This is a genomic window from Aeromonas sp. R6-1 (genome assembly GCF_040908165.1).
GTDB lineage: Bacteria > Pseudomonadota > Gammaproteobacteria > Enterobacterales > Aeromonadaceae > Aeromonas > Aeromonas caviae.
Genome location: NZ_JBFODF010000053.1, coordinates 327620 through 351361, shown reverse-complemented (window position 1 = coordinate 351361; position 23742 = coordinate 327620). Strand labels below are relative to the sequence as shown.

The following is a 23742-nucleotide window of genomic DNA, read 5'->3' as shown; positions in this document are numbered from 1 at the left end:
GGCAACAGCAAGCCTCGGCTTGCCCGTTTTCTGCCGCCTTGCCTGACCCTGTGCCCCGGCCAAGCCGGCCCGCTCGCAGGGAGCCGTGCGCACTGACACAGCTGCGCCCCGTTTGCCGCCAATCCCTTGGGTGATGCCTTGCACCTCACCCGACCGGCGGCCTGCACAAGAGAAGACGTATTATGTCACCAGCCTACTTTTCACCGTCCAAGGTTGCTGCCTTCGCGGGCACCTTATCCTCCTGCACTTTCTGCATGCAGACTCGCGCCGGAGGCTTGTCATGAACAAGACACTGTTGATGTCCGCCCTGCTGCTGGCCCTCGGCGCCGGTGGCGGCTACTGGGCCGCCAAACAGACCACTGCTGGCTCCGCTGCCAAGGAGAAGACGCCGCTCTACTGGGTCAACCCCATGGATCCCCGCGACAAGCGCGATGCCCCCGCCAAGGACAACATGGGGATGGACTTCATCCCCGTCTATGAGGAAAAACAGGGCGGCTCACCGGGCACTGTCACCATCAGCCCCGAGATCCAGCAGAACCTGGGGGTGCGGCTCGCCAAGGTGGAGAAGCTGCCCATCCACCAGCAGATCGAAACGGTGGGCTACGTCGGTTACGACGAGGACAGGCTGGAGGCGGTCAACGCCCGCATGGCGGGCTGGATCCGCACCCTCGCCATCAAGAGCGAGGGGCAGCAGGTGAGCAAGGGGAGCCTGATTTACGAGCTCTACGCCCCGGATCTGGTCAACGCCCAACACGAGTATCTGCTGGCTCTCAACACCGCCAACCCCCTGCTGCTGCGCGCCGCCGAGGGCAAGCTCAAATCTCTGCAGGTGCCGGCGGATCAGATTGCGGCCCTCAAGCGCAGCCGCCAGGTACAGGAGACGGTGCGCATCTATGCCCCCAGCAGCGGCTATGTCTCCGAGCTGAAGGTGCGCGAAGGCCAGTATGTGGAGCCTGCCGCAGCGCTCTTTAACATCAGCACCCTCCAGCAGGTGTGGGTAAGTGCCGAGGTGTTCGAACGTCAGGCCGCCCAGCTGAAAGTGGGGGATCCGGTCACCATGACCCTCGACTATGCCCCCGGTCGCAGTTGGCAAGGTAAGGTGGATTACCTCTACCCGACCCTGGATGCCACCACCCGCACCCTCAAGGTGCGGCTGCGCTTCGCCAACCCGGACGAGTTTTTGAAACCCAATATGTTCGCCAAGGTGACCATTCAGGCGGGTAAGGGAGAGCCGCAATTGGTGGTGCCGAGCGAAGCGGTGATCCGCACCGGCAGCCAGGACAGGCTGGTGCTGGCGCTGGGGGATGGCAGCTTCAAATCGGTGGCCGTCACTCTGGGCCCCCAGTTTGGCGACAAGGTTGCCATCCGGGAGGGAGTTGAAGCGGGGGACAGCATCGTCAGCTCGGCCCAGTTCCTGCTCGACTCCGAATCGGCCATCGATTCCGACTTCCAGCGCATGACGGCGGTGCGCCCCGCCCAGGTGTGGACTCAGGGCGAAGTTGAAAGCATCGATCTGGCCAACCGCACCCTGATGGTCACCCACCAGCCCATCCCCGAGTGGCAGTGGCCCGCCATGGAGATGGAGTTCACCGTGGCCGACGGGGTCGATATGAGCAAGCTCACCGAAGGGCAGACCCTGCATCTGCAAGTGATGCAGGAGGGGGATGAGTACCGCATCACCACCATCCATCAGGAGCAAGCGCCGGCCAACGGCGATGCCACCAAGCCCGCAACGGATGAGATGGGCAAGATGGAAGGCATGGACCATAGCCAGCACGATATGGGAGCCAAATCATGATCCCGTCGATTATTCGCTGGTCCATCGGCAACCGCTTTCTGGTGCTGCTATTGACCCTCATGCTCACCGCCTGGGGGCTCTGGTCGGTCAAACAGACCCCGGTAGACGCCCTGCCGGATCTCTCCGACGTGCAGGTGATCATCAAGACGGCCTATCCGGGCCAGGCACCCCAGGTGGTGGAGGATCAGGTGACCTACCCGCTCACCACCGCCATGCTGGCGGTGCCGGGGGCCACCACGGTGCGCGGCTACTCCTTCTTCGGCGACTCCTTCGTCTATGTGCTGTTTGACGACAACACCGACCTCTACTGGGCCCGCGCCCGGGTGCTGGAGTACCTGAGCCAGGTCGCGCCCAATCTGCCCGCCTCCGCCCGTCCCCAGCTCGGCCCCGATGCAACCGGGGTGGGCTGGGTCTATCAGTACGCCCTGGTGGACAGAACCGGCAAACATGATCTCAGCGAGCTCACCTCCCTGCAGAACTGGTTCCTCAAGTACGAGCTGCAGACGGTGGACGGGGTCTCCGAGGTCGCCACCGTGGGCGGCATGGTGCGCCAGTATCAGGTGCGGGTCGACCCGGACAAGCTGCGCGCCTACGGCATTCCGCTCTCCCTAATCGAGACCGCCATCAAGCAGGGCAATCAGGAAACCGGCGCCTCCGTCATCGAGATGGCGGAAGCGGAGTACATGGTGCGCTCCAATGGCTATCTGAAAAGCGTCGAGGATCTGAAGCAGATCCCGCTCGGTACCAATGTACGCGGCGCCCCACTGCTGCTGGGCGACGTGGCGGATGTGGTCACCGGCCCCCAGAGCCGGCGCGGCCTGGCCGAGCTCAACGGTGAAGGGGAAGTGGTGGGCGGCATCATCGTCATGCGTTACGGCGAGAATGCCCAGCACACCATCGACGGGGTCAAGGCGCGGCTGGCGGAGCTGAAAAGCAGCCTGCCAGAGGGGGTGGAGGTGGTCACCGTCTACGATCGATCCGACCTTATCCAGCGCGCCATCGACAACCTCTCCGGCAAGCTGGTGGAGGAGTTCGCGGTGGTGGTGCTGGTCTGTCTCGCCTTCCTGTTCCACTTGCGTTCATCCCTGGTGGTGGTCATCTCCTTGCCCATCGCCATCCTGACCGCCTTTATCGTGATGCACCTGCAGGGGATCAACGCCAACATCATGTCGCTGGGGGGCATCGCCATCGCCATCGGCGCCATGGTGGATGGCGCCATCGTGATGATCGAGAACGTCCACAAACATATGGAGCGGGAGGCGCTCACCGACAAGAACCGCTGGCGCATCATCACCGAGGCGAGCATAGAGGTGGGGCCCGCCATCTTCTTCTCCCTGCTGATCATCACCATCAGCTTCCTGCCGGTGTTCGCGCTGGAGGCGCAGGAGGGGCGGATGTTCCACCCCCTCGCCTACACCAAGACCTACGCCATGGCGGCGGCGGCCGGGCTCGCCATCACCCTGGTGCCGGTGATCATGGGTTACTTCATCCGTGGCAAGGTGCTGGCGGAGCAGGCCAACCCCCTCAACCGCTGGCTGAGCCAGGGCTATGTGCCGCTGCTGAAAGCCGTCTTGGCCCGTCCGAAAACCACTCTGGCCATCGCCGCCGTGGTGACGGTGGCGGGCTTCTGGCCTCTCAAGTACCTCGGCTCCGAGTTCATACCGCCGCTGGACGAGGGGGACATCATGTACATGCCCACCACAGCAGCAAATATCTCGGTGGGCAAGGCGCGGGAGATTTTGCAGCAGACCGACAAGCTCATTCGCACCGTGCCCGAGGTGCAGAACGTGTTCGGCAAGGCAGGCCGCGCCGAATCGGCCACCGACCCAGCCGATCTGGTGATGATGGAGACCAGCATCCAGCTCAAGCCCCGCGATCAGTGGCGCCCCGGCATGACCCCGGAGAAGCTCAAAGAAGAGCTCGACTCCCTCATCCACTTCCCCGGCCTCACCAACGCCTGGGTGCCCCCCATCAAGACCCGCATCGACATGCTGGCCACCGGCATCAAGACCCCGGTGGGCATCAAGATTGCGGGGCCCGATCTCAAGGTGATACAGCAGCTCGGCCAGCAGCTGGAACAGATCGTCGGCAAGGTGGAGGGCGCCTCATCGGTCTACGCCGAGCGGGTGGCCGGTGGCCGCTATGTGAAGGTGGACATCGACCGACTGAAAGCGGCCCGCTACGGCCTCAATATCGCCGACGTGCTGGCGGTGCTCGCCACCGCGGTGGGCGGCATGGAGGTGGGCCAGACCATCGAGGGGCGCGAGCGCTACCCCATCAACCTGCGCTATCCCCAGAGCTATCGCGACTCGGTAGCCAGCCTCGAGCTGCTGCCGGTGGTGACACCGAGCGGGGCGCGCATCGCGCTGGCGGACGTGGCACGGGTCTACATCAGCGACGAGGCCCCCATGCTGCGCAGTGAAAACGCGCGCCTCAACGGCTGGGTCTACATCGACATTCGCGGCCGCGACATCGGCTCTTTCGTGGCACAGGCCAAGGCCGAGGTGGGCAAGCAGCTGGTGCTGCCGGCGGGCTACGCCCTCACCTGGTCCGGGCAGTACGAGTACATGGAGCGGGCCAAGGCACGCCTCGCCTACGTGGTGCCATTGACCGTCGCCATCATCGTGCTGCTGCTCTATCTGGCGTTTCGCCGCTTCCAGGAGGTGCTGCTCATTCTCACCACCTTGCCGCTGGCGGTGGTGGGCGGGATCTGGACCCTCTGGCTGCTCGACTTCAACCTCTCGGTGGCGGTCGGGGTGGGCTTTATCGCCCTGGCGGGGGTGGCGGTGGAGACCGGCGTCCTGATGCTGGTCTACCTCAACCACGCCTGGGATGACCTCGTGGCCAGCGGCAAGCCGGACCAAGCGGGCCTGCACCGGGCGGTGATCCACGGCGCCGCCCTGCGCCTGCGCCCCAAGATGATGACGGTGGTGACCATCATCGCAGGCCTGTTGCCCATCATGTGGAGCCACGGCACCGGCTCCGAGGTGATGCAGCGCATCGCCGCCCCCATGATAGGCGGCATGGTGAGCGCCTTAGGTCTGACCCTCTTGGTGCTGCCCGCCGCCTATTACCTCTGGCGCAGCCGCAACCTGCCTGCTTATCAACAATCCGAATGACCCGATTTCCCAACCCTTTTCGACTGAACGATTGAAGGAAAACACCATGAACTACAAGACGCTGACCCTGACATTGCTGCTGGGCCTCGCTACCCACACCGGCCTGCAGGCCGAGGAGATGATGAACCATGCCGGCCACGACATGGGCCAGATGAGCCAGATGGAAGGCATGAACGAGATGGGCGAGATGGCAATGACCAAGGGGGTCATCACCCGCATCGACGCGGCCAACGGCAAGGTCGGCATCAAGCACGAGGTGATCGACAACCTCAAGATGCCGGCGATGACCATGGTCTTTCGGGTAGCCGATCCGGCCCTGCTCCAGGATCTGAAGGTGGGGGATGCGGTGCGCTTTCATGCCGAAAACCCGGCCGGCAAGCTCACCGTGACCGCCATCCAGAAACGGTAACCACTGCCTTGAGCCATAAAAACGGCGGGATTATCCCGCCGTTTTTATTTATGACATCACAAGATGTGGCTCTTTCAACCGCGAATATGCGCGATAAAGGCGTCGATCTGTTCGCGGCCGCAGGCCGGGTTCATAAAGACCGCCTTCTCCCCGGCGATATAGGAGTACTTGCCGCGAGAGTCATAGTCGGAGTGAGCGATGGCCTCCACCCAGTTGGTGTAGAGCCCCACCTTGCCGCGTCCCTTGAACAGGCTGCGGTGGTACTCGGTGTTGCGTGCCAGCCGCGCCTTGTAGGCCGCATCCGGGCTGCGGGCCAGCTCGAAGGCGAATTCGGCTTCCGGGTCCTGCACCCACTCGGGGTTGTAGATCTTGAAGCCGACACTGGGCCCCTGGTTCTCCTGGGCCACCAGCTTGACGTTGCCGAGCTGGCTTAACCGGAAGCGGAAGTAGTTGGCGTTTTGCAGGCAGTGGGCCAGCACGGTGCGATACCCCTCCACCCCCAGGTAGTTGAGGGCCGCATAGGCACCGAACAGGCCGCTCGCCCCACGGGAGCACTCGATGGTGGATTGCAGGTGGGTCTGACCCTGGATGTCCCGCTCGAAGTAGGAGAAGTTCTCCGGGTCATTCTCCATCGCCTTGAGATCGCTCTGCTCTTTTATCATCACCAGGCTGGAGGTGTAGGGCACATAACCCCACTTCTGGAAGTCGACGGTGAAGGAGTCGGCGTATCTGAGCTCGGCGAAGCGGCTCACGTTGCGCTCGATCCCTGCCAGGGTGGCGGCATTGATGGCCAGCGGGTTGGCGGCAAAGTCGTAGTCCAGGAAGAAGATCATCGACCAGCCGATGGCGGCGTCGACGTGGATGTGCGGCTTGACCGCCACCTCGAACCGCTCGCACAGCCTGTCCCGCAGCTCGACCACGGGTTTGACCCTATCCACCCCGAAGGTGTCCGTGGTGCCCATGGTGAGCATGATGGTGGGCACCACGTGATGAAGGGCAAAGCAGGCGGTCAGGGTACGCTCGAGGTGGTCGAGATCGATGTCGTTGTTCTCGCCGACCTGGATGCGGATGGTCTTGTTCTCGATGTCCACCCCGAGCAGGGAGAGGTTGGTGATGTTGGAGTAGTGACCGCCCTGGGAGTTGATGATGCGGTAGTCCTGATAATGGCCTAGCCCCTTGTGCTTGGCCTCGGGCAGGCTCTTGCGGATGCCGAGCAGGTAGCCGTAGAGGTTACAAAACGTCCCCCCCTGGGTGAAGATGCCGGTGGCGCGAGCTGGGTCATAACCCGCCAGCAGCGCTATCTGGCGCACCACCTTCTTCTCCAGCTCCTCCGCCACCCCGGCGTATTCGGAGTAGACCAGGTTGGGGTTGGCGAGAATGCCCATCTGGGCGCCGTAGATGGCGGGATCCGCCGACATGGTAATGACGTTCTCGACGCTGGAGGGGTTCTCCCAATCCTTTGACAAGGCGCCGGCAAACAGCAGCTCCGCCATGGGCTCCCCCGGCGTGCGCATCTGCGCGGGCACCGGCATGGTTTCGCAGAGATCCGCCAGACGGGCGCGACCATCGGGCCAGGCATTGAGCCGCGCATCCGGCGCCAGTCCACGGGCGCGAAACTCGTTGAGGGTGGCAAAGCCGGGCTCGCGAAAGACCGGCCAGAGATCGGGGTTGCGGGAGAAGAAGTGGGCTTTGACGGTGGCAAAACGGCGGGCGAATTCGGGGGAGACGGCGTTGACGCCCTCATCTTTCAGGTAGACCAAGTGATTCATTTTTATACCATTGATACTGCTGAGGTGCGGTTTTTATACTCCAGTGACACCTCTATCAACAGAGACAATAACTAATGGTCTGCCCTACTTTTTGTCATGTTGGCGCCCTGACGGGCGCCGCGCCCCCTCTCCCCTCTTTTCCCCTGTTCATCTTGTGATCCTGGTCATGGGCAAGGTCAGCGCAGGGCGGTCAGCAGCCATGCCGAGAATCCTTCCAGCTCGGGGTTGGCCGAAAACGTCGCCCGCCACTGACGCAGCAACTCGTCGATGGCGTCGGGACGATAGGCCACCCCAGGCAGGCGTGCGGCCAGGTCATCCAGGGGCGCAGGGTCCAGGGTGTCACTGAAGATCTGTGCCCTTCCTATCACCCCCTTCTCCACGTCGAAATGAAGCTCGACCCCGCCCCAGGGGAAGCGCTCCTCCAGCAGGTGGCTGAAGGCGGGAGCATGGCCGAAGTTCCACTCCCAGCTGCGTTGGCGGGCAAAGATCTCGGCAAAGCCGGGCAGGTCGGGCATCCGCTCGGGGGAGATATGCTCGGGCTGCACCACCTCACCGTGATGGGTAAAGAAGGCGTCGCACAGGGCCTGCACCACCTGCTCATGACCCAGGCCAGGCAGCAGCTCGCCAAGGTTCGCCACCCTGCTTCTCACCGAGCTGATACCCTTGGCCGCCAGCTTCTTGGGGTCGGGATTGAGGTAGTGGGCGAGGCGGCCGAGATCGGCATCCAGCAGCAGGGTACCGTGGTGAAAGCCGCGATCATGGGTCTCCCGGTAGGCCGAACCCGACACCTTGCGATCCCCGTCCGGGGTCGCCACCAGCAGGTCGTTGCGCCCGGAGGCAAAAGCACTCACGCCTAGTCTGGCGAGGGCATCGATGACGATGGTGGTGGAGACGCTCTTGTCATAACCGGGCTTGCCCGCCATGAAGGTGAAACAGCTGTTGCCAAGGTCGTGGAACACGGCGCCACCCCCGCTGCTGCGCCGGGCCAGGGTCACCCCGTCCTCTTCCATGCGGCGGGTGTTGCACTCCTTCCAGGGGTTCTGGGCCCGGCCTATCACCACCGTATTGTCGTTGCGCCACAGGAACAGCACCCGCTGGGCCGGGTCCATCTGGCGAAAGATGCACTCCTCCACCGCGAGGTTGAACAGGGGATCGTGGGAGTCGGAGAGCAGCAGGCGCAAGGAAGACATGACAGGACCTTCTCGGAAAACAGGAAACGGATGACTACCATACCACCCTGAACGGAGGAAGGCGTCCCCCGACCGCCACAGGTCGACACCCGATCGGGGCAAGAGCATCAACTTCTGATACGACAGGAGAAGACAAGAGGGAGTCGCCGAAAACACGCAGTTTGTCATTAACAGGCGAGAAGAGAGGCGGCAGCCACCCCTCTTGGAATAACACCTTATGCCCTTGTCACCGGGCCGGTGACGGGTTGACAAGGTTTCAAAATGAGCCGTGACGCCCATTGACGTGATGAATGACACAAAAATGACTTTTACTGCCTCCCGCGCCCCATCTTATTGGGGCCTGCTCCCCTTGCGAATGGCAGGAAATTGTTTGACTCTAGCCAGAAGAGCACCTCCCGAGAGAACAGCGGCATAACGGAGTCAGATGCATCTCACCAGCCTGTACGCTGGCTTCTGCCCTTCTGGGTGATGATTGCCACCCTCACCACGGCTCCCCTCAGGGCGGATGAGCGCGTCATCCTGCAACTTCCCTGGCAGCACCAGTTCCAGTTTGCCGGTTACTACGCCGCCATCGCCAAGGGGTTCTACCAGGAGGTCGGCCTGCAGGTCACCCTGCGGGAGGCGGGGCCGGGCACCGACGTCATCAATGAAGTCACCACGGGTCGCGCCCAGTTTGGCATCCGCGGCAGCGATCTGCTGCTGGCCCGGGCAGCTGGCCGCCCAGTGGTGGTGCTCGCCGCCATGTTGCAGCACTCCCCCCTGATGCTCATCACCCTGGAGCGGCCGGATATCCAGACCCCGGGCGATCTGGCCAACAAGCGGCTGATGCTCGAACCCGGCTCCAACGAGCTGCTCACCTACCTGCATCGCTACACCCGCAGCCGGCAGTGGGATACCCTGCCCTACGAGCGGGGGGTCCAGGCACTGCTGAGGGGCCAGGCGGACGCCATCAGCGCCTACAGCACAACCGAGCCCTTCACCCTGCAGCAACAGGGCATTCCCTACCGGGTGTTCAGTCCCCGCGACATCGGGTACGACTTCTACGGAGACAACCTCTTCACCTCGGAAAATGAGGTCATCAACCAGCAGGAGCGGGTCCAGCGCTTCTTGCAGGCCAGCCTCAAGGGGTGGCGCTATGCCATGGATCATCCCGAGGAGATGATCAACCTGATCCTGGAGCACTACCCCAGCGGGGCCGGGCGCGAGGCGCTCGCCTTCGAGGCCCGTGAAACCCGGGCCCTGATGCAGCCCGACATCATCGAGCCCGGTTACATGCAGCAGGATCGCTGGCAGCAGATCGCCCGCACCTACCAGGAGGCCGGGATGATCAAGGCGGTGCCCAACCTCACCCCCTTCCTCTACAACAGTACCCAGGCGAGCCTTCGCCAGCAGCGCCAACTGCTCGACAGGAGCGTGGCCATCGCCATGCTGATCTCCTTCTCCCTGCTGGCCCTGCTCGGCGTCTTCCTGCACCTCTATCTGCGTCTGCGGGAAGAGGCCAGTGACCGACAGCGGCTCACCCGGGAACTGGCCCAGCGCGAGCAGCACTACCGTTTCGTGGCGGAGAACAGCGGCGACGTGATCTGGACCATGGACACCGACAGCCTGCGTTTTCGTTACATCAGCCCCGCCATCGCGTCCCTGAGCGGCTATGAGCCCGCCGAACTCTTTGCCCTCTCCCTGCGCCAGCTGCTCCCCGATGAGTCCTGGAAACAGCTTCGCGATGGCATCACCGCCTCCCTCGAGGCCTGGCAACGGGGGGATCATGGGCAGACCCGGTGCGTCATCCACTCCCAGCTGCGCCACAAGCAGGGTCATCTGGTGGCCATCGAGACGGTCACTACCTTGCATGGCAGCGCCAGCACAAGACCGGACGCCATTTTGGGGGTGACCCGGGATGTCACCGAACGTTCGGCCCGGGAGGAGATGATGCGCCGCCTCGCCTTCTATGACCCCCTCACCGGCCTGGCCAACCGCCGCCTGCTGCAACAGCGGCTCAAGGAGACCCTGGAGCAGGCTCCCCAGCAGCCCCTGGCCCTGGTCTTCATCGATCTCGACCACTTCAAGCCCATCAATGACACCTTCGGCCACGAAACCGGCGACCTGCTGCTCAAGCTGGTGGCCGAGCGCATGGGGGAGTGCGTCAGGGAAGAAGATCTGGTGGCACGCCTTGGGGGGGACGAATTCGTCATCATGCTGCCCGATACGGATGCCTCGGCCCTCGCGGTCGCCGACAAGCTGCACCACTGCCTGCATCACCCCTTCCAGCTTGAGCAGCAGGCGCTGCGCATCTCCGGCAGCATAGGGGTCGCCCTCTATCCGGATCACGGCGCCGACCCCAAGACCCTGATGCACCACGCCGATCAGGCCATGTATCAAGCCAAGCACCATGGCCGGGGCAGGGTCTGCCTGTTTTCCACCGGGCAGGATCCCCTCCCCGGCACCCTGCAATGGCAGCCCGCCCACGCATGCGGCCACCCCCGCATCGATGCGGACCACCGCCAGCTCTACCTGCTGGCCAACCGCTTGCTCGAGCACATGCAGGATCCCGGCATCCATCCCGATGCCTTGCTGGCAGACATGGCGCAGATATTCGAGATGGCGCGCCAGCACTTCCTCCTCGAAGAGCAGGTCCTCGCGCAATATGGCTATGAGGAGCTGGCGGCCCATCGCCAGGAGCACCAGCATCTGCTGAAAAAAGCCGGTCAGCTGATGGCGGCCGCACAGGCGGGCACCCTTGGCAACGACGCCCTGCTCAACTTCATCATCCAGGAGCTGGTCGTGGGCCACATGAGCCAGGCGGATCGCCGTTATTTCCCTCTGATGAAAACCTGCGATGCCCGCGAGGCGGTGTGATGCCAGAAAACAGGGGGCACGTGCCCCCTGTGTTTACCTCTGACTTCGGCGAACGAGCAGGCTGTAGTAGAGCAGCGGGATCACCACCAGGGTGAGCAGGGTGGAGACCAGGATCCCGAAGATCAGGCTGATGGCGAGGCCATTGAAGATGGGGTCATCCAGGATGAAAAGCGCCCCTATCATGGCCGCCAGCGCCGTCAGCATGATGGGTTTGGCTCGCACCTGCGCCGCCTCGATCACCGCCTGCTCGAACGCCATGCCACTCGCCCGCTGCTGCTCGATGAAATCCACCAGCAGGATGCTGTTGCGCACGATGATCCCGGCCAGCGCAATCATCCCGATCATCGAGGTGGCGGTGAACTGGGCCCCCAGCAGGGCGTGACCCGGCATCACCCCGATGAGGGTGAGCGGAATGGGGGCCATGATGATGAGCGGCACCAGATAGGAGCGGAACTGGGCCACCACCAGCAGGTAGATGAGGATCATCCCCACCCCGTAGGCCAGCCCCATGTCGCGGAAGGTCTCGTAGGTTATCTTCCACTCCCCGTCCCACAACAGCGCCACCTCCCCCAGCTTGTCGGGCTGATGCACGTAATACTGTGGCAGCGAGATGTCGGCACCGGCGGCAAACATGCCGTAGAGCGGGCTGTCGGCATGGCCGCCCATGTCCGCCACCACCATCACCATGGGCTGCATGTTCTTGTGCATGAGGTAGCTGGGGGCGACCTCGTCACGACGGCTCACCAGCTCGGAGACCCGCACCAGCTGGCCGCTCTGGCTGCGCACCTTTAGAGCCAGGATGCCGGTCAGATCCCGCTTGTCACCGGGGGCGAGCTCGATGCGGATCGGCACCGGATACTTGGCGCCTTGCCCTTGCAGCCAGCTGGCATCCTGATAACCCACGCCCCCGTTGAGGGTCGCCACCAGATCCCCGAGATCGACCCCGAGCAGGGCCGCCTGGGCGCGATCCACCACCAGCCGCCACTTGGGCTGGGGGTCGGTCAGATAGATGTCCACGTCCACCAGATCCGCCGTGGCCACAAAGCGGGCCTGTACGGCGCGGGCAGCGGCTTCACGGGCGGCCTGCGTCGGGCCATACACTTCCGCGACAATGGGCGACCAGACAGGCGGTCCCGGGGGCACCTCCACCACCTTGAGGTTGCCCCCTGCCGCACTGGCGATGGCCTGCAAGGGCGCACGCACCGACCGGGCAATCTCGTGACTGCTGCGATCCCGTTCATGCTTGTCCACCAGATTGACCTGAATATCACCCACGTTGGCGCCGCTGCGGATGAAGTAGTGGCGCACCAGCCCGTTGAAGTTGATGGGGGCGGCGGTGCCGGCGTAGATCTGGTAATCCTTCACCTCGGGCACCCTGGCAAGCTCCCGACCCACCGCCAGCAGGGTGCGCTCGGTCTGCTCCAGGGTCGCCCCCTCCGGCATGTCGAGCACCAGCTGGAATTCCGACTTGTTGTCGAAGGGGAGCATCTTGAGCACTACCCACTGCACCATGGGCATGGCGGCCGCCCCCGCCACCAGCAGCAGGATGGCCAGCCAGAGCTTGTGTCTCGCTCTTTTGGCACCCGCCCCCATCAGAAAGGGGGTCATCAGCCGGTGAAAGAGCCCGGCCTTGGCCTCCCCGTGGGCGACATGCCCCTCGCGCTTGAGCAGGTGATTGGCCAGCCAGGGAGAGAAGATAAAAGCCACCAGCAGGGAGATGAGCATCCCCATGCTCGCATTGATGGGGATGGGGCTCATGTAGGGGCCCATCAGGCCGCTGACGAAGGCCATGGGCAGCAGGGCCGCGATGACGGTCAGGGTCGCCAGAATGGTCGGCCCCCCCACCTCGTCCACCGCGCCCGGAATGAGATCCTTGAGCGACCCCTTGCCCAGGCCGCGATGACGGTGGATGTTCTCCACCACGACGATGGCGTCATCCACCAGGATGCCGATGGAGAAGATAAGGGCAAAGAGGGACACCCGGTTGAGGGTAAAGCCCCACGCCCATGAGGCAAACAGGGTCAGTGCCAGGGTGATGACGATGGCGACTCCCACCACCAGCGCCTCGCGCCACCCCATGCTCACCAGCACCAGCAATACCACCGCCGTGGTGGCAAAAATGAGCTTGCCGATGAGGGTGTTGGATTTAGTCTCGGCGGTGACGCCGTAGTCACGGGTCACCGTCACCTCGACGCCAGCCGGGATGAGCCGATTCCTGAGGCTCTCGACCCGTGCCTCCACCCGCTTGGCCACCTCCACCGCGTTCTGCCCCGGCTGCTTGCCGATGGCCAGGGTCACCGCCGGATAACTGCGATCCCCCTGCCCCATCCAGCTGCGCTGGACCGGGGTCTCTTCCCCAAGCGCCACCCGGGCCACCTCACCGAGATAGACGGGCTTGCCGTCGTGCAACCCCACCACCAGCTCTCTAGCCTCCTGCTCGCTTTGCAGGAACTGCCCCACCTGCACCTTGATTTCCCGGTTATCCTGCACCACGGCCTGCTCGCTGCCCACCCGGTTGGCGGCAGAGAGACGCTGGCTCAGTTCGGCCCAGCTGATGCCATGGGCGCTGAGGGCCGCCGGGTCCGGCATCACCCGCAGCACGGCGCTCTGGCTGCCCAGCGTGTAGATATCGCGGGTACCGGGAATGCGCTTGAGTTCGGTCTCCAGCTCGTGGGCGACCCAGGTCAGATCGGAGGCCCCCAGCTGCTTGCTCCAGAGGGTCAGACTGACGATGGGAACATCATCGATCCCCCGGGGTTTTACCAGTGGCTGACCGACTCCGATCCCCTGTGGCAACCAGTCGCGGTTGGAGTCGAGCTGGTTGTTGAGATCCACGATGGCCTGCTCCCGGCTCACGCCTACCTTGAACACCACCACCAGCAGGGCGCCATCGGGTTGGGAGAAGGAGTAGAGGGTATCTATCCCCTTTATCTGGGAGACCACCTGCTCGGCAGGGGTGGTGACGAGGGACTCCACCTCTGCCGGGCTGGCTCCCGGGAAGGGAATGTAGACGTCGGCGAAGGTGACATCGATCTGGGGCTCCTCCTCCTTGGGGGTCACCAGCACGGCAAAAAAGCCGAGCAAGAGCCCCACCAGCGCCAGCAGCGGGGTGATGGCCGAGCCCTGAAACAGGGCCGCCAGCCGACCCGCCGGCCCCAGGTGGCCATGGTTGCCGTTCAGCTCGCTACTCATGGGACACCTCCTGTTGACGGGTCCAGGCATCGGGGGCCAGGGTGTCACCGCCCTTGAGACCCGCCAAGACCTCGCACAGCCCAGCCTCGCAGTGGCCGACCCGCACCGGGGTCAGGGCCCAGCCCTCCCCCTCTTTGAGGTAGACGCCGTTGAACTCCCCCTGCCGCAGCAGGGCGGGCTCCGGCACTTGCAACACCTGACGCTCACCCTGTTTGATCTGCACCTTGAGCCACATGCCGGGCAGCACCCCTGCCGTGTTCGGCGGCAGATCGAGGCGCAACCGGAAACTGTGGCTCTGGCTGTCGGCGTAGTTGAAGCGGGTCAGCTTGACGGGAGTCACGGCCTTGCCACCGGGCAGCAGCACCTGCACATCCGACGGCTGGCCGGCGAGAGCCAGCGCGGACTGGGGCAGCTCCAGCTCCACCCTCAGCTCGCCCAGGGAGAAACCGGATAGCAGCGGCGTACCGGGGGCCACCGTCTCCCCCAGCTCCACCAGCCGCCTGGTCACCACCCCGGCGTAGGGGGCGAGGATACGGGTATAGCCGTAGGCTTCCCGGGCCTGGATGAGGGCGGCCTCGGCGGCATTGACCTCGGCGCGGGCGGCCCGATCCGTTGCCTGGGCGTTGTCGAGCTGGGCCCGGGTGATCACCCCCTTGGCGATGAGGGCCTGATAACGGGTGAGCTGGCGCTCGGCCTCCACCTGCTGGGCCTGGGCCCTGGCCACCCGCGCCTCGGCGCCGGTCACGGCGGCAGACTGCTCCTTGCCGCTTATCTCGAGCAGGGGCTGCCCGGCCTGTACCTCGTCGTTCACATCCACCAGCATGCGGGAGACGCGGCCACTGGTCTGGGCCGCGACCGTCCCCTGATGAATGGCGCTCACGGTACCGCTCAGGGTGAGCCAGTCGGTGACGCGCTGCGGGGTCAGCGTCAGCGGCCCCTTGGCCTCCTCGGCCGCCACCAGGGTGGATGTCATGACCAGCAGGGTGGTCACCAGCAACCGGATTGTGTTCATCATGATTCTCCTTCCCTGGCTCATGGGCACCTTGAAAACTCAGGCAATACGGTGCTGGCGAGCCTTCTCCAGCACCCTGTTCCAGACCTTGTCCACCAGCAGGATCCCGGCCGCCATGGCCCCGATGAACAACAATATCATGGGCTGTCCGCTGGAAATGAGACTCAAGGCAGGCCCTGGACAGATGCCGACCAGGCCCCAACCGATCCCGAACAGTGCGGCCCCGCCAATCAGGCGGCGATCCAGCACGGGAGCGGGAACCCGGGCCATGGGTTCCCCCAGCAGGCTCAGACGACGGGGCTTCACCAGCAGGAAGTAGCCCGGCATGAAGACAGCCAGGGCCCCCCCCATCACGAAGGCCAGACTGGGATCCCAGGCACCGGCCAGATCGAGAAACCCGGTGACCCGCGCCGGATCCATCATCCCGGAGAGGGCCATTCCCAGCCCGAACAACAGACCCGCAAACACACTTGTCAGCAATTTCATGGCAATCAACCCGTCAAAACATGTGGTGAGTAAAGAACACGGTCGCCACACCCATCCCCATAAAGGTGAGCGTCGCCACCACGGAGCGCGTCGACAGCCGCCCCATGCCGCAGATGCCGTGACCGCTGGTGCAGCCATTGCCAAGACGGGTGCCGATGCCCACCAGCAGGCCGGCCAGCAGCACCACGGGCCAGCCGGGCAAGGCATCAAAGGCGGGCATGGTGGCCCAACCCAGGGTCAGCGCCAGCCAGGCCCCCAGTCCCAATCCCAGCAGAAACAGCAACCGCCAGGGGGTCTTGTACTGCATTGCACCGGCCAGAATGCCGCTGATCCCGGCCACCCGGCCGTTGAACAACATCAGGATCAGGGCCGAGAGCCCCGCCAGCATGCCGCCCCCCAACGAGAGCAGCCATTGGCTTTCCATCATCGAATTTCCTCATCTGAGTGACAAAAATGGGTTTGCAGCGCCGCCAGCACATCGGCTGCCGCCTCGCTCACCAGGGAGTAGTAGATCTGCTGGGAGACTTTGCGCGAACGGATAAGGCCCTGGCGCTTCAATACCGACAGTTGCTGGGAGAAGGCCGACTGCCCGAGCTGGCTGTGGGCCAGCAGCTCCCCGACCCCCTTCTCCCCTTCCACCAGCTGGCAGAGCACCATCAGGCGTTCGGGATGAGCCAGCGCCTTGAGCAGGCCGGCGGCGGCAGTCGCATGTCGGTTCATCTCGTCGAAGTGGCTCATAAGATTAAATTAGCAATTGCTGATATTTGTTCCATTGTATAAAACAACACTAAATTAGCAATCACTAAACAAAAGAGGAGACGAGAAATGACCGTCGATAACGGAGTCAGAGTGGTCGCGGGTGGCATGTTGCTGCTGTCGCTGCTGCTCACGGCCTGGGTCCACCCGGGCTTTGTCTGGTTGAGCGTCTTTGTCGGGGTCAACCTGATCCAGAGCGCGTTCACCGGGTTCTGTCCCGCCGCCGCCGTGCTCAGGCGAATGGGGCTCAAGTAGGCAGGCGGACATATTGGCTCACAGGAGCCGTGTAATAGAGCGGAGGCTCATTATGGCAACCATCATCATCATCGGGGCAGGGTTGGGGGGCATGTCGGCCGCCTACGAGCTCAAGGCCGAACTCGGCAAGCAGCACGACGTCATCCTGGTGAACGACAAACCCGACTTTGAATTCAACCCTTCGAACCCGTGGATTGCGGTCCGGTGGCGAGAGCGCAAGGATATCTCCCTCCCCATAGAGCCTCATGTGAAGAAGAAGGGGATCCGCTTCATCCACGCCGCCCTGACCGGGTTGCAACCCCTCGAACAGCAGATCCGCCTCTCCGATGGCCAGCACCTGCACTACGACTTTCTGGTGCTCTGCACCGGCCCCGCACTCGCCTTTGAAGAGGTGCAGGGAGCAGGCCCGACGGCGGGCGGCACCGCCAGCGTCTGCACCCTCTCCCACGCAGAGGAGTGCCTGCACAGTGTCAACGGGCTGCTCGACGAACCGGGTCCGGTGATCGTCGGTGCCATGCCCGGCGCCTCCTGCTTCGGCCCGGCCTACGAATACGCCTTCATCCTCGATCGCCACCTGCGCGACAAGAAGGTGAGAAAGGACGTGCCCATGACCTTCGTCACCAGCGAACCCTACATCGGTCACCTCGGCCTCAACGGCGTGGGGGATTCCAAGGGCATGCTGGAGAGCGAGCTGCGCATGCGCGACATGCAATGGATCTGCAATGCCCGCACCGTGGCGGCCAGGGATGGGGTGATGACGGTGGAGGAGCTGGATGAAGATGGCAACGTCAAGCGCACCCACAGCCTCCCCTATAAGCATGCCATGATGCTGCCCGCCTTCGCCGGCATCAGCCCCCTGCGGGGCCTCGAGGGGCTGGTCAATCCCCGCGGGTTCGTCATCGTCGACGAACACCAGCGCAACCCTGTCTTCCCGCAGATTTACGCCGCCGGGGTCTGCATCGCCATCCCGCCCCAGCACAAGACGCCGGTCCCGACCGGGGTGCCCAAGACCGGCTACATGATCGAGGCCATGGTGCGCACCTTAAGCCACAACATCAAGGCGGAGCTGGACGGCCAGCCCCCGGTCACCCGGGCGGTGTGGAATGCCATCTGTCTGGCGGACATGGGGGACACAGGGGCCGCCTTCGTGGCCATGCCGCAGATCCCGCCGCGCAACGTCGCCTGGTTCAAGAAAGGGAAGTGGGTCCACCTGGCCAAGATAGCGTTCGAGAAGTATTTCCTGCACAAGATGCAAGTGGGCGACACCGAACCCATCTATGAAAAACTGATGCTCAAATACCTGGGCATCGACAAGACCCGGTAACCCCCCAAGGGCCCGCCGGTGAAGGGAATAGCGCTCCCTTTACCGGCGCTTTCATCTCTTTTTTATTATGTTTCAATATGTTGCTATCAAGGGCTCGGGGTTTACCCAGGCCGCCGTATCGGCTACCATGTCGCCTCTTTATCACTAGCGGAGACCATCGGTGGGCAACTCATCAAGTGACAGACGCACGCCGACCCTCGTCGTCGGCACCCTGGTCGCGAGCTAGCCGCAGGTTTTTCTCTGCCGCGACTCGCCACCCTGCGAGAAGTGGATCCCTCTTTTCCCCGCTTTTCACACTTGACGTCAGGTGACGCGGACTCATCCCACGACACCTTGCCTGCATAGTTTCTGCTTCCCAAAAGGAGGCTGCTATGCGCTTGATTTCAAACAACCCTGTCGCTGACAAATCCCCTTCCCTGCTGAGCAGACTGGGACGGGGCCTGCGACCACTCTGGCAACGTGGCAGACGGCGTCAGCACCTCTATCGGCTGCACATCCGCTGCGAAGACAGAGCCGACATGGAGCAGGTGCTGGCGGCGGTGAGCCACACCCTGCAACCGGCCGGACTCAGTCCTCTGCAGTCCATGCAGCCCGGGCGCGGTGAAGGCCGCGTGCTGGTGCTGAGCCTCTACTGCACGCCGCCCCAGCGCTGCTACCTGGTGCAGTTCATCCACCAGGTCGGGGCTGTCCACCCGGTACGCTGGGAACTGCGCCCCCGCGCCGGGGACGACGCCACCACCAGCCATTGACCCTCGAACGAGGCGAGGTCCTTCCCGGGCAACCGTGAAGGCCCTCTTCCCTGTTCTGCGCCATCCCGCCCCGTCAGGAGGCGGGTCGCGCCCTTGCATTCACCACGATGTCGACCTTGCCCCCCGTCTCTCACGCAACCCGGGGGCGAAGGCTGGTCGGCATCCCCAGAAGGAGACCCTTCATGAGAATGTGGCAACAACTCGATTTTCTCGCCCTGCTCGACACCCTGTCCAGCCTGCTGCTCGCCTTCGTGCTGGGCAGCCTGGTCGGCCTGGAGCGCCAGTACCGCCAGCGCACCGCCGGCCTTCGCACCAACGTGCTGGTTGCCGTGGGGGCGGCCCTGTTCGTCAACCTGGCCCAACGCATCTATGACCTGCATGGTGGCAGTTACGGGGTCGTCCACGTGGTGGCCTACATCGTCTCCGGCATCGGTTTTCTCGGCGCCGGCGTCATCATGCGGGAATCCGGCAACATCCGGGGCATCAACACAGCGGCCACCCTGTGGGGCGTGGCCGCGGTCGGGGCCGCCTGCGGCGCCGGGTTCGCCCTGGAGGCCATCCTCGGCGCCCTCTTCGTGCTGGCCGCCAACACCCTGCTGCGCCCCCTGGTCAACCAGATAAACCGTGACCCGGTGGACAACATGGACACCGAAGTGACCTATCACGTGACCGCTCTCATCGGCCGCGCTCACCAGAAGGAGGTACTGCCCTGGCTCGAGCAGATGCTGGAACAGGCCCACTACCCCCTGAGCGAGCTCGACATCACCCCCTTCGGCGATCAGGATCTCGAGATCTCGGCGGCGCTGCTCGCCACCGCCATCGATGGCACCAAGCTCGATGCCCTGATGAACACGCTCGGGGAGCACCCTCACATCAAGCAGATCTTCTGGCGGGCCAGCATCACCGATTGACGCCCTCATACCAGACGCAGCAGAAAAAGCCCCGCCGGATCCGGCGGGGCTTTTTCACAGGAAAGGGAAGCCGTGTGCCTAGCGGCGGCTGCGCCAGCGCACCCTGGGGTTGATGACCTGGGCGGTCTGGGCAGGGGGATTGCCCGCGATGAGTTGCTGCATCATCTCGAAGGCGGCCCGGGCCAGGGCCGGGCAATCCTGGGCCACAGAATCGATGCGCATGGGGATGCAGTCGAGCAGATCGTGATCGTCGAACGTACACAGGCGCATGCCGGTCTCCATCAGTTCTGCCTCGTTGAGATAGCGCAGCACCCCCTCCAGCAGGGTGAAAGAGGCGGTAAAAAGCCCCTTGGGCGGCGCCCCGAGTTCGTCCACCAGCTCAGACATCAGCTGATAGCCCGAGCTCGGCTGGTAGTCACGGTGGCGGACCCGGTCTGAAGTGGCCTCCAGCCCGGCCCGGTGCAACCCGAGCTCGTAACCCGCCAGCCGGTGGCGGCTGGGGGAGAGATCCAGCAGACCGCCGAAGTAGTAGATCTCCTCCCCGCAATCCTCGGCCATATCCTGCACCAGCTCGGCGGTGGCCTTGCAGGCATCGGAGATCACCATGGGCAGGCGCGACTCACCGATGTGGCGGTCGAGCTGCACCACTGGCAAGCGGTCGTGGATGCGGGCATAGATGTCGTCACTGTGGCCGCTGGAGGCGACGATGAGGCCATCCACCTGGCGACTGATGAGGTTGTCCACCACCCGCTGCTCCAGGGTGGGGTCATCCTCGGAGCAGGCGATGAGCAGCTGGAGGCCCGCCTCCCGACAGCGGGCCTCCAGGGCACGGGCGATGCTGGCGAAGCCGAAGTTGGTGAGGTCGGGGATCACCAGCCCCCAGGTGTAGCTGCGCACCTCCCGCAGGGAGCGGGCATGGATGCTCGGCTGATAATGGCACTCGTCCGCCACCGCCTGGATCCGCTTGCGGGTATCGTCGGCGATGCGGTATTCCGCACTCTTGCCATTGAGCACCAGGCTGGCGGTGGCCTTGGAGACCCCCGCAAGCGTGGCTATCTGGGCAATCGTGATCCGTTTCTTCTTCTCCACCTGACCTCCCGGCACACTGAGACCGGGCTATTGTACTAGGCAGGTCGCCAGCGGCCAGTGATCGAGGCAAATTTTGCTGCCATCACCACCGCAACGTGCGGAAAGTACTGGGTTTTCGCCGGGGAAGTAACGGGTCGACAAGCTCTGGCGACCGCCATCCACGAAGCACTCCAGGCTGGAGCGGTCACACAAGACGGTGATCTTGCCCCCAAGCCAGGGGGCGCTTCGCTCCTCCCACTCCCCGCTCTGCCAGTTCTGGCGCCGCAGGACAAGACGCCCCGGCTGCCACACCAGCTCGACCACGGCCCCGAACCCGAGGCGCCCTTCACCGCACAGCGCCAGATCGAGCCAGGCCGAGTCGATGGCCAGGGCAGGCAGCTCACCCGGCGCCCCCTCGAAGCGGGTCTGCTCCCCTTTCAGGGCGCCCAGCTCTGCCACCGGCCGCTGGCAGAGCCACTCATCCTGCCAGAACAGCTCCCGCGGGCAGCTCATCTGGTGGATCCAGCCGTGCTCGAGAGTGGGCTGGCTCATCTCGTTCTCCTCCGGCAAGCCCAGCCAGCCGAACAGCAGGCGCCGCCCCTGGCTATCCTGGGTAGTCTGGGGGGCATAGAACTCGAATCCCCGGTCCAGCTCGTGGAAGGACCCGTGGGCGAAATGCGTCCCATCGAAGTCACCCGCCAGCCAGCCGCACTGGTAGAGGTTGCGATAATCCTCTCCCTGCGGGGCAATCCCCTGGGGGCAGCTGATCAGCACATGGCGATCTCCCAGGGGGAAGAGATCCGGACACTCCCACATGTAGCCAAACTCCCCGAGACCGCCGCGCCCGCTGCCGGCGATGGGCCCCACCAGAGTCCAGGCATCCAGAGTGTCACCGCCATAGAGCAGCACCTCACCCCGATCGTCCAGGGTACGGGCCCCCAGCACCATCAGCCACTGCCGACCGTCGTGCCACACCTTGGGGTCGCGCACATGGCCGCTGTAGCCTGCGGGCAGGTCCAGCACAGGGCCCAGCTTGGCAAAGCCCCCCTCACCGTCGACGCGGGCCAGACACTGGTAGGCGGTGCGGCTGCCGTCCGGGTATTTGACGTTGCCGGTGTAGATAAGGGTCAGACGCCCCTGCTCGTCGCTCACCGCCGAGCCCGAATAGCAGCCGTGGCTCTCATAGGCCTCGGTGGGCAGCAGCGCCACCGGCTCGTGCTGCCAGTGCAGCAGATCGGTGGAGGTGACGTGCCCCCAGCCCTTGTTGCGGTGCTCGCAACCGAGCGGGTTCCACTGGTAGAAAAGATGGTAGCGCCCGTCGTGCTCGATGAAGCCGTTGGGATCGTTGAGCAGCCCCACCGGGGCTGCCAGATGCCAGCGGGGCCGATGGGGATCGGCCGCCGCCTTGAGCTGTCCGGCCAGCAGGGACCGGACAACCTGGTTCAGGAGATGGCTTTCCTTCATCACTCCACCTTGTACTTGAGCAGGTAGGAGGCGACGAAAGCGGCGCCAAAGGCGATCACCAGACCGATGACGTAGTGGATGAGACTCATGGGCTGGACGATGGCCATGCCCGGGATGCCGGTCAGGCCCACCGCCGTCATGCCGACCTTGGCCGCCACCACGTAGGCGCCGCCGCAGGCCCCGCCGAACAGACCGGCCAGGAAGGGCTTGATGTAGCGCAGGTTGACCCCGAAGATCGCCGCCTCGGTGATGCCGAGCAGGCAGGACATGGCCGCCGGCACCGTGATGGCCTTGATCTTCACGTCCCGGGTCTTGAAGTAGACCGCGAGGCAAGCCCCGCCCTGGGCCACGTTGGCCATGGCCCAGATGGGCAGCAGGAAGTTGACGCCGATGGCAGGGTTGGCCAGCAGGCCCGCCTCGATGGCGTGGAAGCTGTGGTGGATGCCGGTGATGACGATAAGGGAATAAGTCCCGCCAAACACCAGACCCGCCAGCCAGCCCGCCTGCTCATAGAGGGCGCTCAGACCGAACGAGATGCCATCCCCCAGCACCCGCCCGGCGGGGCCGATGAAGAGCAGCGCCACGAAGCCGGTGATGATGACGGTCAAAAACGGGGTGAGGATGAGATCCAGGGCGTCAGGGATGCGCTTGCGCAGCTGCTTCTCCAGGTGGGACATGAACCAGACCGCCAGGAGCACCGGGAAGACGGTGCCCTGGTAGCCGATCATGGCGACATCCAGGCCGAAGAAGTCCATGGTCTTGAAGCCCCCGGCCACGCCCCAGGCGTTGGTCAGGGCCGGGTGGGTGAGAATGCCGCCCAGCGTCGCCCCCAGATAGGGGTTGCCGCCGAATTCGCGCGCCGCCGTAAAACCGATGAGGATCGGCAGGATGATGAAGGCTGCCGAGCTGAACATGTCGAGCATGACGAACAGGGCGCTGTCGGCGTTGACCCAGCCGTAGGTGCGCACCATGCCGAGCAGCCCCATCAGCAGGCCGGAGGCGACGATGGCCGGAATGATGGGCACGAAGATGTTGGAGAGGGTCCGCGCCAGACGCTGGGCCACGTTGAGCTTGGCCGTCGCCATGTCGGTCAGCTCCGTCTTGCTGGCGGTGCCGGTCCCGGTCAGGGTGACGAACTCCGCATAGACCTTGTTGACCAGGCCGGTGCCGAAAATGACCTGGATCTGGCCGGCGTTGCTGAAGCACCCCTTGACCCCCTCCAGCTTGTCGATGGCGGCCTTGTTCACCTTGCTGTCGTCCGCCAGCACCAACCGCAGCCGGGTGGCGCAGTGGGCGGCGCTGACGATGTTCTCCTTGCCCCCGAGCAGGGGCACCAGATCCTGGGCTATCGCACTGATATTCATATTCTTCCTCTTATGGCCCG

At 64.2% G+C, this 23742-nt stretch carries 18 protein-coding genes; 8 read left to right on the top strand and 10 right to left on the bottom strand.

From position 1 onward, the window contains the following. The first annotated feature begins 280 nt into the window (after nucleotides 1–280). From AB5Y68_RS18505 to AB5Y68_RS18495, 3 genes are read left to right on the top strand one after another with little or no spacing between them, the layout of a single operon-like run. Complete coding sequence (locus tag AB5Y68_RS18505; RefSeq protein WP_039039215.1) at nucleotides 281–1798, top strand: efflux RND transporter periplasmic adaptor subunit; 1518 nt, start codon at nucleotides 281–283, stop codon at nucleotides 1796–1798. Continuing rightward, nucleotides 1795–4917 carry an efflux RND transporter permease subunit gene (locus tag AB5Y68_RS18500; RefSeq protein ID WP_039039216.1) on the top strand — a complete coding sequence of 1041 codons (3123 nt, stop codon included), beginning with the start codon at nucleotides 1795–1797 and terminating at the stop codon, nucleotides 4915–4917. Before AB5Y68_RS18505 ends, AB5Y68_RS18500 begins: the two co-directional genes overlap by 4 nt. A 46-nt stretch (nucleotides 4918–4963) precedes the next feature. Continuing rightward, nucleotides 4964–5326 carry a copper-binding protein gene (locus AB5Y68_RS18495; protein ID WP_039039217.1) on the top strand — a complete coding sequence of 121 codons (363 nt, stop codon included), beginning with the start codon at nucleotides 4964–4966 and terminating at the stop codon, nucleotides 5324–5326. A gap of 74 nt (nucleotides 5327–5400) precedes the next feature. Here the strand turns inward: AB5Y68_RS18495 and AB5Y68_RS18490 are convergent, their stop codons facing one another. Continuing rightward, the gene (locus AB5Y68_RS18490) at nucleotides 5401–7095 is read right to left on the bottom strand and encodes a pyridoxal-dependent decarboxylase (protein ID WP_039039218.1); all 1695 of its coding nucleotides are present in this window, start codon (nucleotides 7093–7095) and stop codon (nucleotides 5401–5403) included. A 176-nt stretch (nucleotides 7096–7271) separates the two neighbouring features. Beyond that, entirely contained in the window at nucleotides 7272–8285 is a 1014-nt protein-coding gene (locus tag AB5Y68_RS18485) for a lipoate--protein ligase (RefSeq protein ID WP_039039219.1), read from the bottom strand. Nucleotides 8286–8753: 468 nt separating this feature from the next. Here AB5Y68_RS18485 and AB5Y68_RS18480 point away from each other — a divergent pair, with 468 nt between their 5' ends. Beyond that, nucleotides 8754–11141: a diguanylate cyclase gene (locus AB5Y68_RS18480; protein ID WP_368207457.1), complete on the top strand. Its 2388-nt coding sequence runs from the start codon at nucleotides 8754–8756 to the stop codon at nucleotides 11139–11141. Between the two features lie 33 nt (nucleotides 11142–11174). Here AB5Y68_RS18480 and AB5Y68_RS18475 read toward each other — a convergent pair whose 3' ends face one another. From AB5Y68_RS18475 to AB5Y68_RS18455, 5 genes are read right to left on the bottom strand one after another with little or no spacing between them, the layout of a single operon-like run. Continuing rightward, complete coding sequence (locus tag AB5Y68_RS18475) at nucleotides 11175–14333, bottom strand: efflux RND transporter permease subunit (RefSeq protein WP_039039221.1); 3159 nt, start codon at nucleotides 14331–14333, stop codon at nucleotides 11175–11177. After that, complete coding sequence (locus AB5Y68_RS18470; RefSeq protein ID WP_039039222.1) at nucleotides 14326–15345, bottom strand: efflux RND transporter periplasmic adaptor subunit; 1020 nt, start codon at nucleotides 15343–15345, stop codon at nucleotides 14326–14328. The genes AB5Y68_RS18475 and AB5Y68_RS18470 overlap by 8 nt, the downstream gene beginning before the upstream one ends. Nucleotides 15346–15384: 39 nt before the next feature. Continuing rightward, on the bottom strand, nucleotides 15385–15831 hold the full coding sequence (locus AB5Y68_RS18465) for a YeeE/YedE family protein (RefSeq protein WP_039039223.1): 447 nt from the start codon (nucleotides 15829–15831) through the stop codon (nucleotides 15385–15387). A gap of 13 nt (nucleotides 15832–15844) precedes the next feature. After that, nucleotides 15845–16258, bottom strand: a complete 414-nt coding sequence (locus tag AB5Y68_RS18460) for a YeeE/YedE family protein (RefSeq protein WP_039039224.1) — start codon at nucleotides 16256–16258, stop codon at nucleotides 15845–15847. Continuing rightward, nucleotides 16255–16569 carry a helix-turn-helix transcriptional regulator gene (locus AB5Y68_RS18455; protein WP_039039225.1) on the bottom strand — a complete coding sequence of 105 codons (315 nt, stop codon included), beginning with the start codon at nucleotides 16567–16569 and terminating at the stop codon, nucleotides 16255–16257. Before AB5Y68_RS18455 ends, AB5Y68_RS18460 begins: the two co-directional genes overlap by 4 nt. An 87-nt stretch (nucleotides 16570–16656) precedes the next feature. Between AB5Y68_RS18455 and AB5Y68_RS18450 the strand changes: the two genes are divergently transcribed. From AB5Y68_RS18450 to AB5Y68_RS18435, 4 genes are all read left to right on the top strand, one after another. Next, nucleotides 16657–16842, top strand: a complete 186-nt coding sequence (locus AB5Y68_RS18450; protein ID WP_039039226.1) for a DUF2892 domain-containing protein — start codon at nucleotides 16657–16659, stop codon at nucleotides 16840–16842. Nucleotides 16843–16894: 52 nt separating this feature from the next. Beyond that, a complete protein-coding gene (locus tag AB5Y68_RS18445; protein WP_039039227.1) occupies nucleotides 16895–18166 on the top strand; it encodes an NAD(P)/FAD-dependent oxidoreductase in 1272 nt (423 codons plus the stop codon). Between the two features lie 371 nt (nucleotides 18167–18537). After that, nucleotides 18538–18915, top strand: coding sequence for a hypothetical protein (locus AB5Y68_RS18440; RefSeq protein ID WP_368207455.1), 378 nt, complete (start codon nucleotides 18538–18540; stop codon nucleotides 18913–18915). Nucleotides 18916–19097: 182 nt separating this feature from the next. Then, entirely contained in the window at nucleotides 19098–19826 is a 729-nt protein-coding gene (locus AB5Y68_RS18435; RefSeq protein ID WP_039039229.1) for an MgtC/SapB family protein, read from the top strand. 78 nt (nucleotides 19827–19904) lie between these two features. Here AB5Y68_RS18435 and AB5Y68_RS18430 read toward each other — a convergent pair whose 3' ends face one another. The 3 genes from AB5Y68_RS18430 to AB5Y68_RS18420 are packed head-to-tail and all read right to left on the bottom strand — an operon-like array spanning nucleotide 19905 to nucleotide 23722. Continuing rightward, nucleotides 19905–20915 carry a LacI family DNA-binding transcriptional regulator gene (locus AB5Y68_RS18430; protein ID WP_039039230.1) on the bottom strand — a complete coding sequence of 337 codons (1011 nt, stop codon included), beginning with the start codon at nucleotides 20913–20915 and terminating at the stop codon, nucleotides 19905–19907. A 27-nt stretch (nucleotides 20916–20942) separates the two neighbouring features. Beyond that, nucleotides 20943–22358, bottom strand: coding sequence for a sucrose-6-phosphate hydrolase (locus AB5Y68_RS18425; RefSeq protein ID WP_039039231.1), 1416 nt, complete (start codon nucleotides 22356–22358; stop codon nucleotides 20943–20945). Continuing rightward, a complete protein-coding gene (locus AB5Y68_RS18420; RefSeq protein WP_039039232.1) occupies nucleotides 22358–23722 on the bottom strand; it encodes a sucrose-specific PTS transporter subunit IIBC in 1365 nt (454 codons plus the stop codon). Before AB5Y68_RS18420 ends, AB5Y68_RS18425 begins: the two co-directional genes overlap by 1 nt. Nucleotides 23723–23742: the final 20 nt, after the last annotated feature.

Bases quoted from the DNA above. Each gene is read 5' to 3' on its own strand.
- AB5Y68_RS18435 (WP_039039229.1), top strand. From the start codon at position 19,098: ATGAGAATGTGGCAACAACTCGATTTTCTCGCCCTGCTCGACACCCTG.
- AB5Y68_RS18440 (WP_368207455.1), top strand. From the start codon at position 18,538: ATGCGCTTGATTTCAAACAACCCTGTCGCTGACAAATCCCCTTCCCTG.
- AB5Y68_RS18505 (WP_039039215.1), top strand. From the start codon at position 281: ATGAACAAGACACTGTTGATGTCCGCCCTGCTGCTGGCCCTCGGCGCC.
- AB5Y68_RS18485 (WP_039039219.1), bottom strand. From the start codon at position 8,285: ATGTCTTCCTTGCGCCTGCTGCTCTCCGACTCCCACGATCCCCTGTTC.
- AB5Y68_RS18465 (WP_039039223.1), bottom strand. From the start codon at position 15,831: ATGAAATTGCTGACAAGTGTGTTTGCGGGTCTGTTGTTCGGGCTGGGA.
- AB5Y68_RS18470 (WP_039039222.1), bottom strand. From the start codon at position 15,345: ATGAACACAATCCGGTTGCTGGTGACCACCCTGCTGGTCATGACATCC.
- AB5Y68_RS18420 (WP_039039232.1), bottom strand. From the start codon at position 23,722: ATGAATATCAGTGCGATAGCCCAGGATCTGGTGCCCCTGCTCGGGGGC.
- AB5Y68_RS18445 (WP_039039227.1), top strand. From the start codon at position 16,895: ATGGCAACCATCATCATCATCGGGGCAGGGTTGGGGGGCATGTCGGCC.
- AB5Y68_RS18475 (WP_039039221.1), bottom strand. From the start codon at position 14,333: ATGAGTAGCGAGCTGAACGGCAACCATGGCCACCTGGGGCCGGCGGGT.
- AB5Y68_RS18490 (WP_039039218.1), bottom strand. From the start codon at position 7,095: ATGAATCACTTGGTCTACCTGAAAGATGAGGGCGTCAACGCCGTCTCC.
- AB5Y68_RS18450 (WP_039039226.1), top strand. From the start codon at position 16,657: ATGACCGTCGATAACGGAGTCAGAGTGGTCGCGGGTGGCATGTTGCTG.
- AB5Y68_RS18425 (WP_039039231.1), bottom strand. From the start codon at position 22,358: ATGAAGGAAAGCCATCTCCTGAACCAGGTTGTCCGGTCCCTGCTGGCC.
- AB5Y68_RS18455 (WP_039039225.1), bottom strand. From the start codon at position 16,569: ATGAGCCACTTCGACGAGATGAACCGACATGCGACTGCCGCCGCCGGC.
- AB5Y68_RS18480 (WP_368207457.1), top strand. From the start codon at position 8,754: ATGATTGCCACCCTCACCACGGCTCCCCTCAGGGCGGATGAGCGCGTC.
- AB5Y68_RS18500 (WP_039039216.1), top strand. From the start codon at position 1,795: ATGATCCCGTCGATTATTCGCTGGTCCATCGGCAACCGCTTTCTGGTG.
- AB5Y68_RS18460 (WP_039039224.1), bottom strand. From the start codon at position 16,258: ATGATGGAAAGCCAATGGCTGCTCTCGTTGGGGGGCGGCATGCTGGCG.
- AB5Y68_RS18495 (WP_039039217.1), top strand. From the start codon at position 4,964: ATGAACTACAAGACGCTGACCCTGACATTGCTGCTGGGCCTCGCTACC.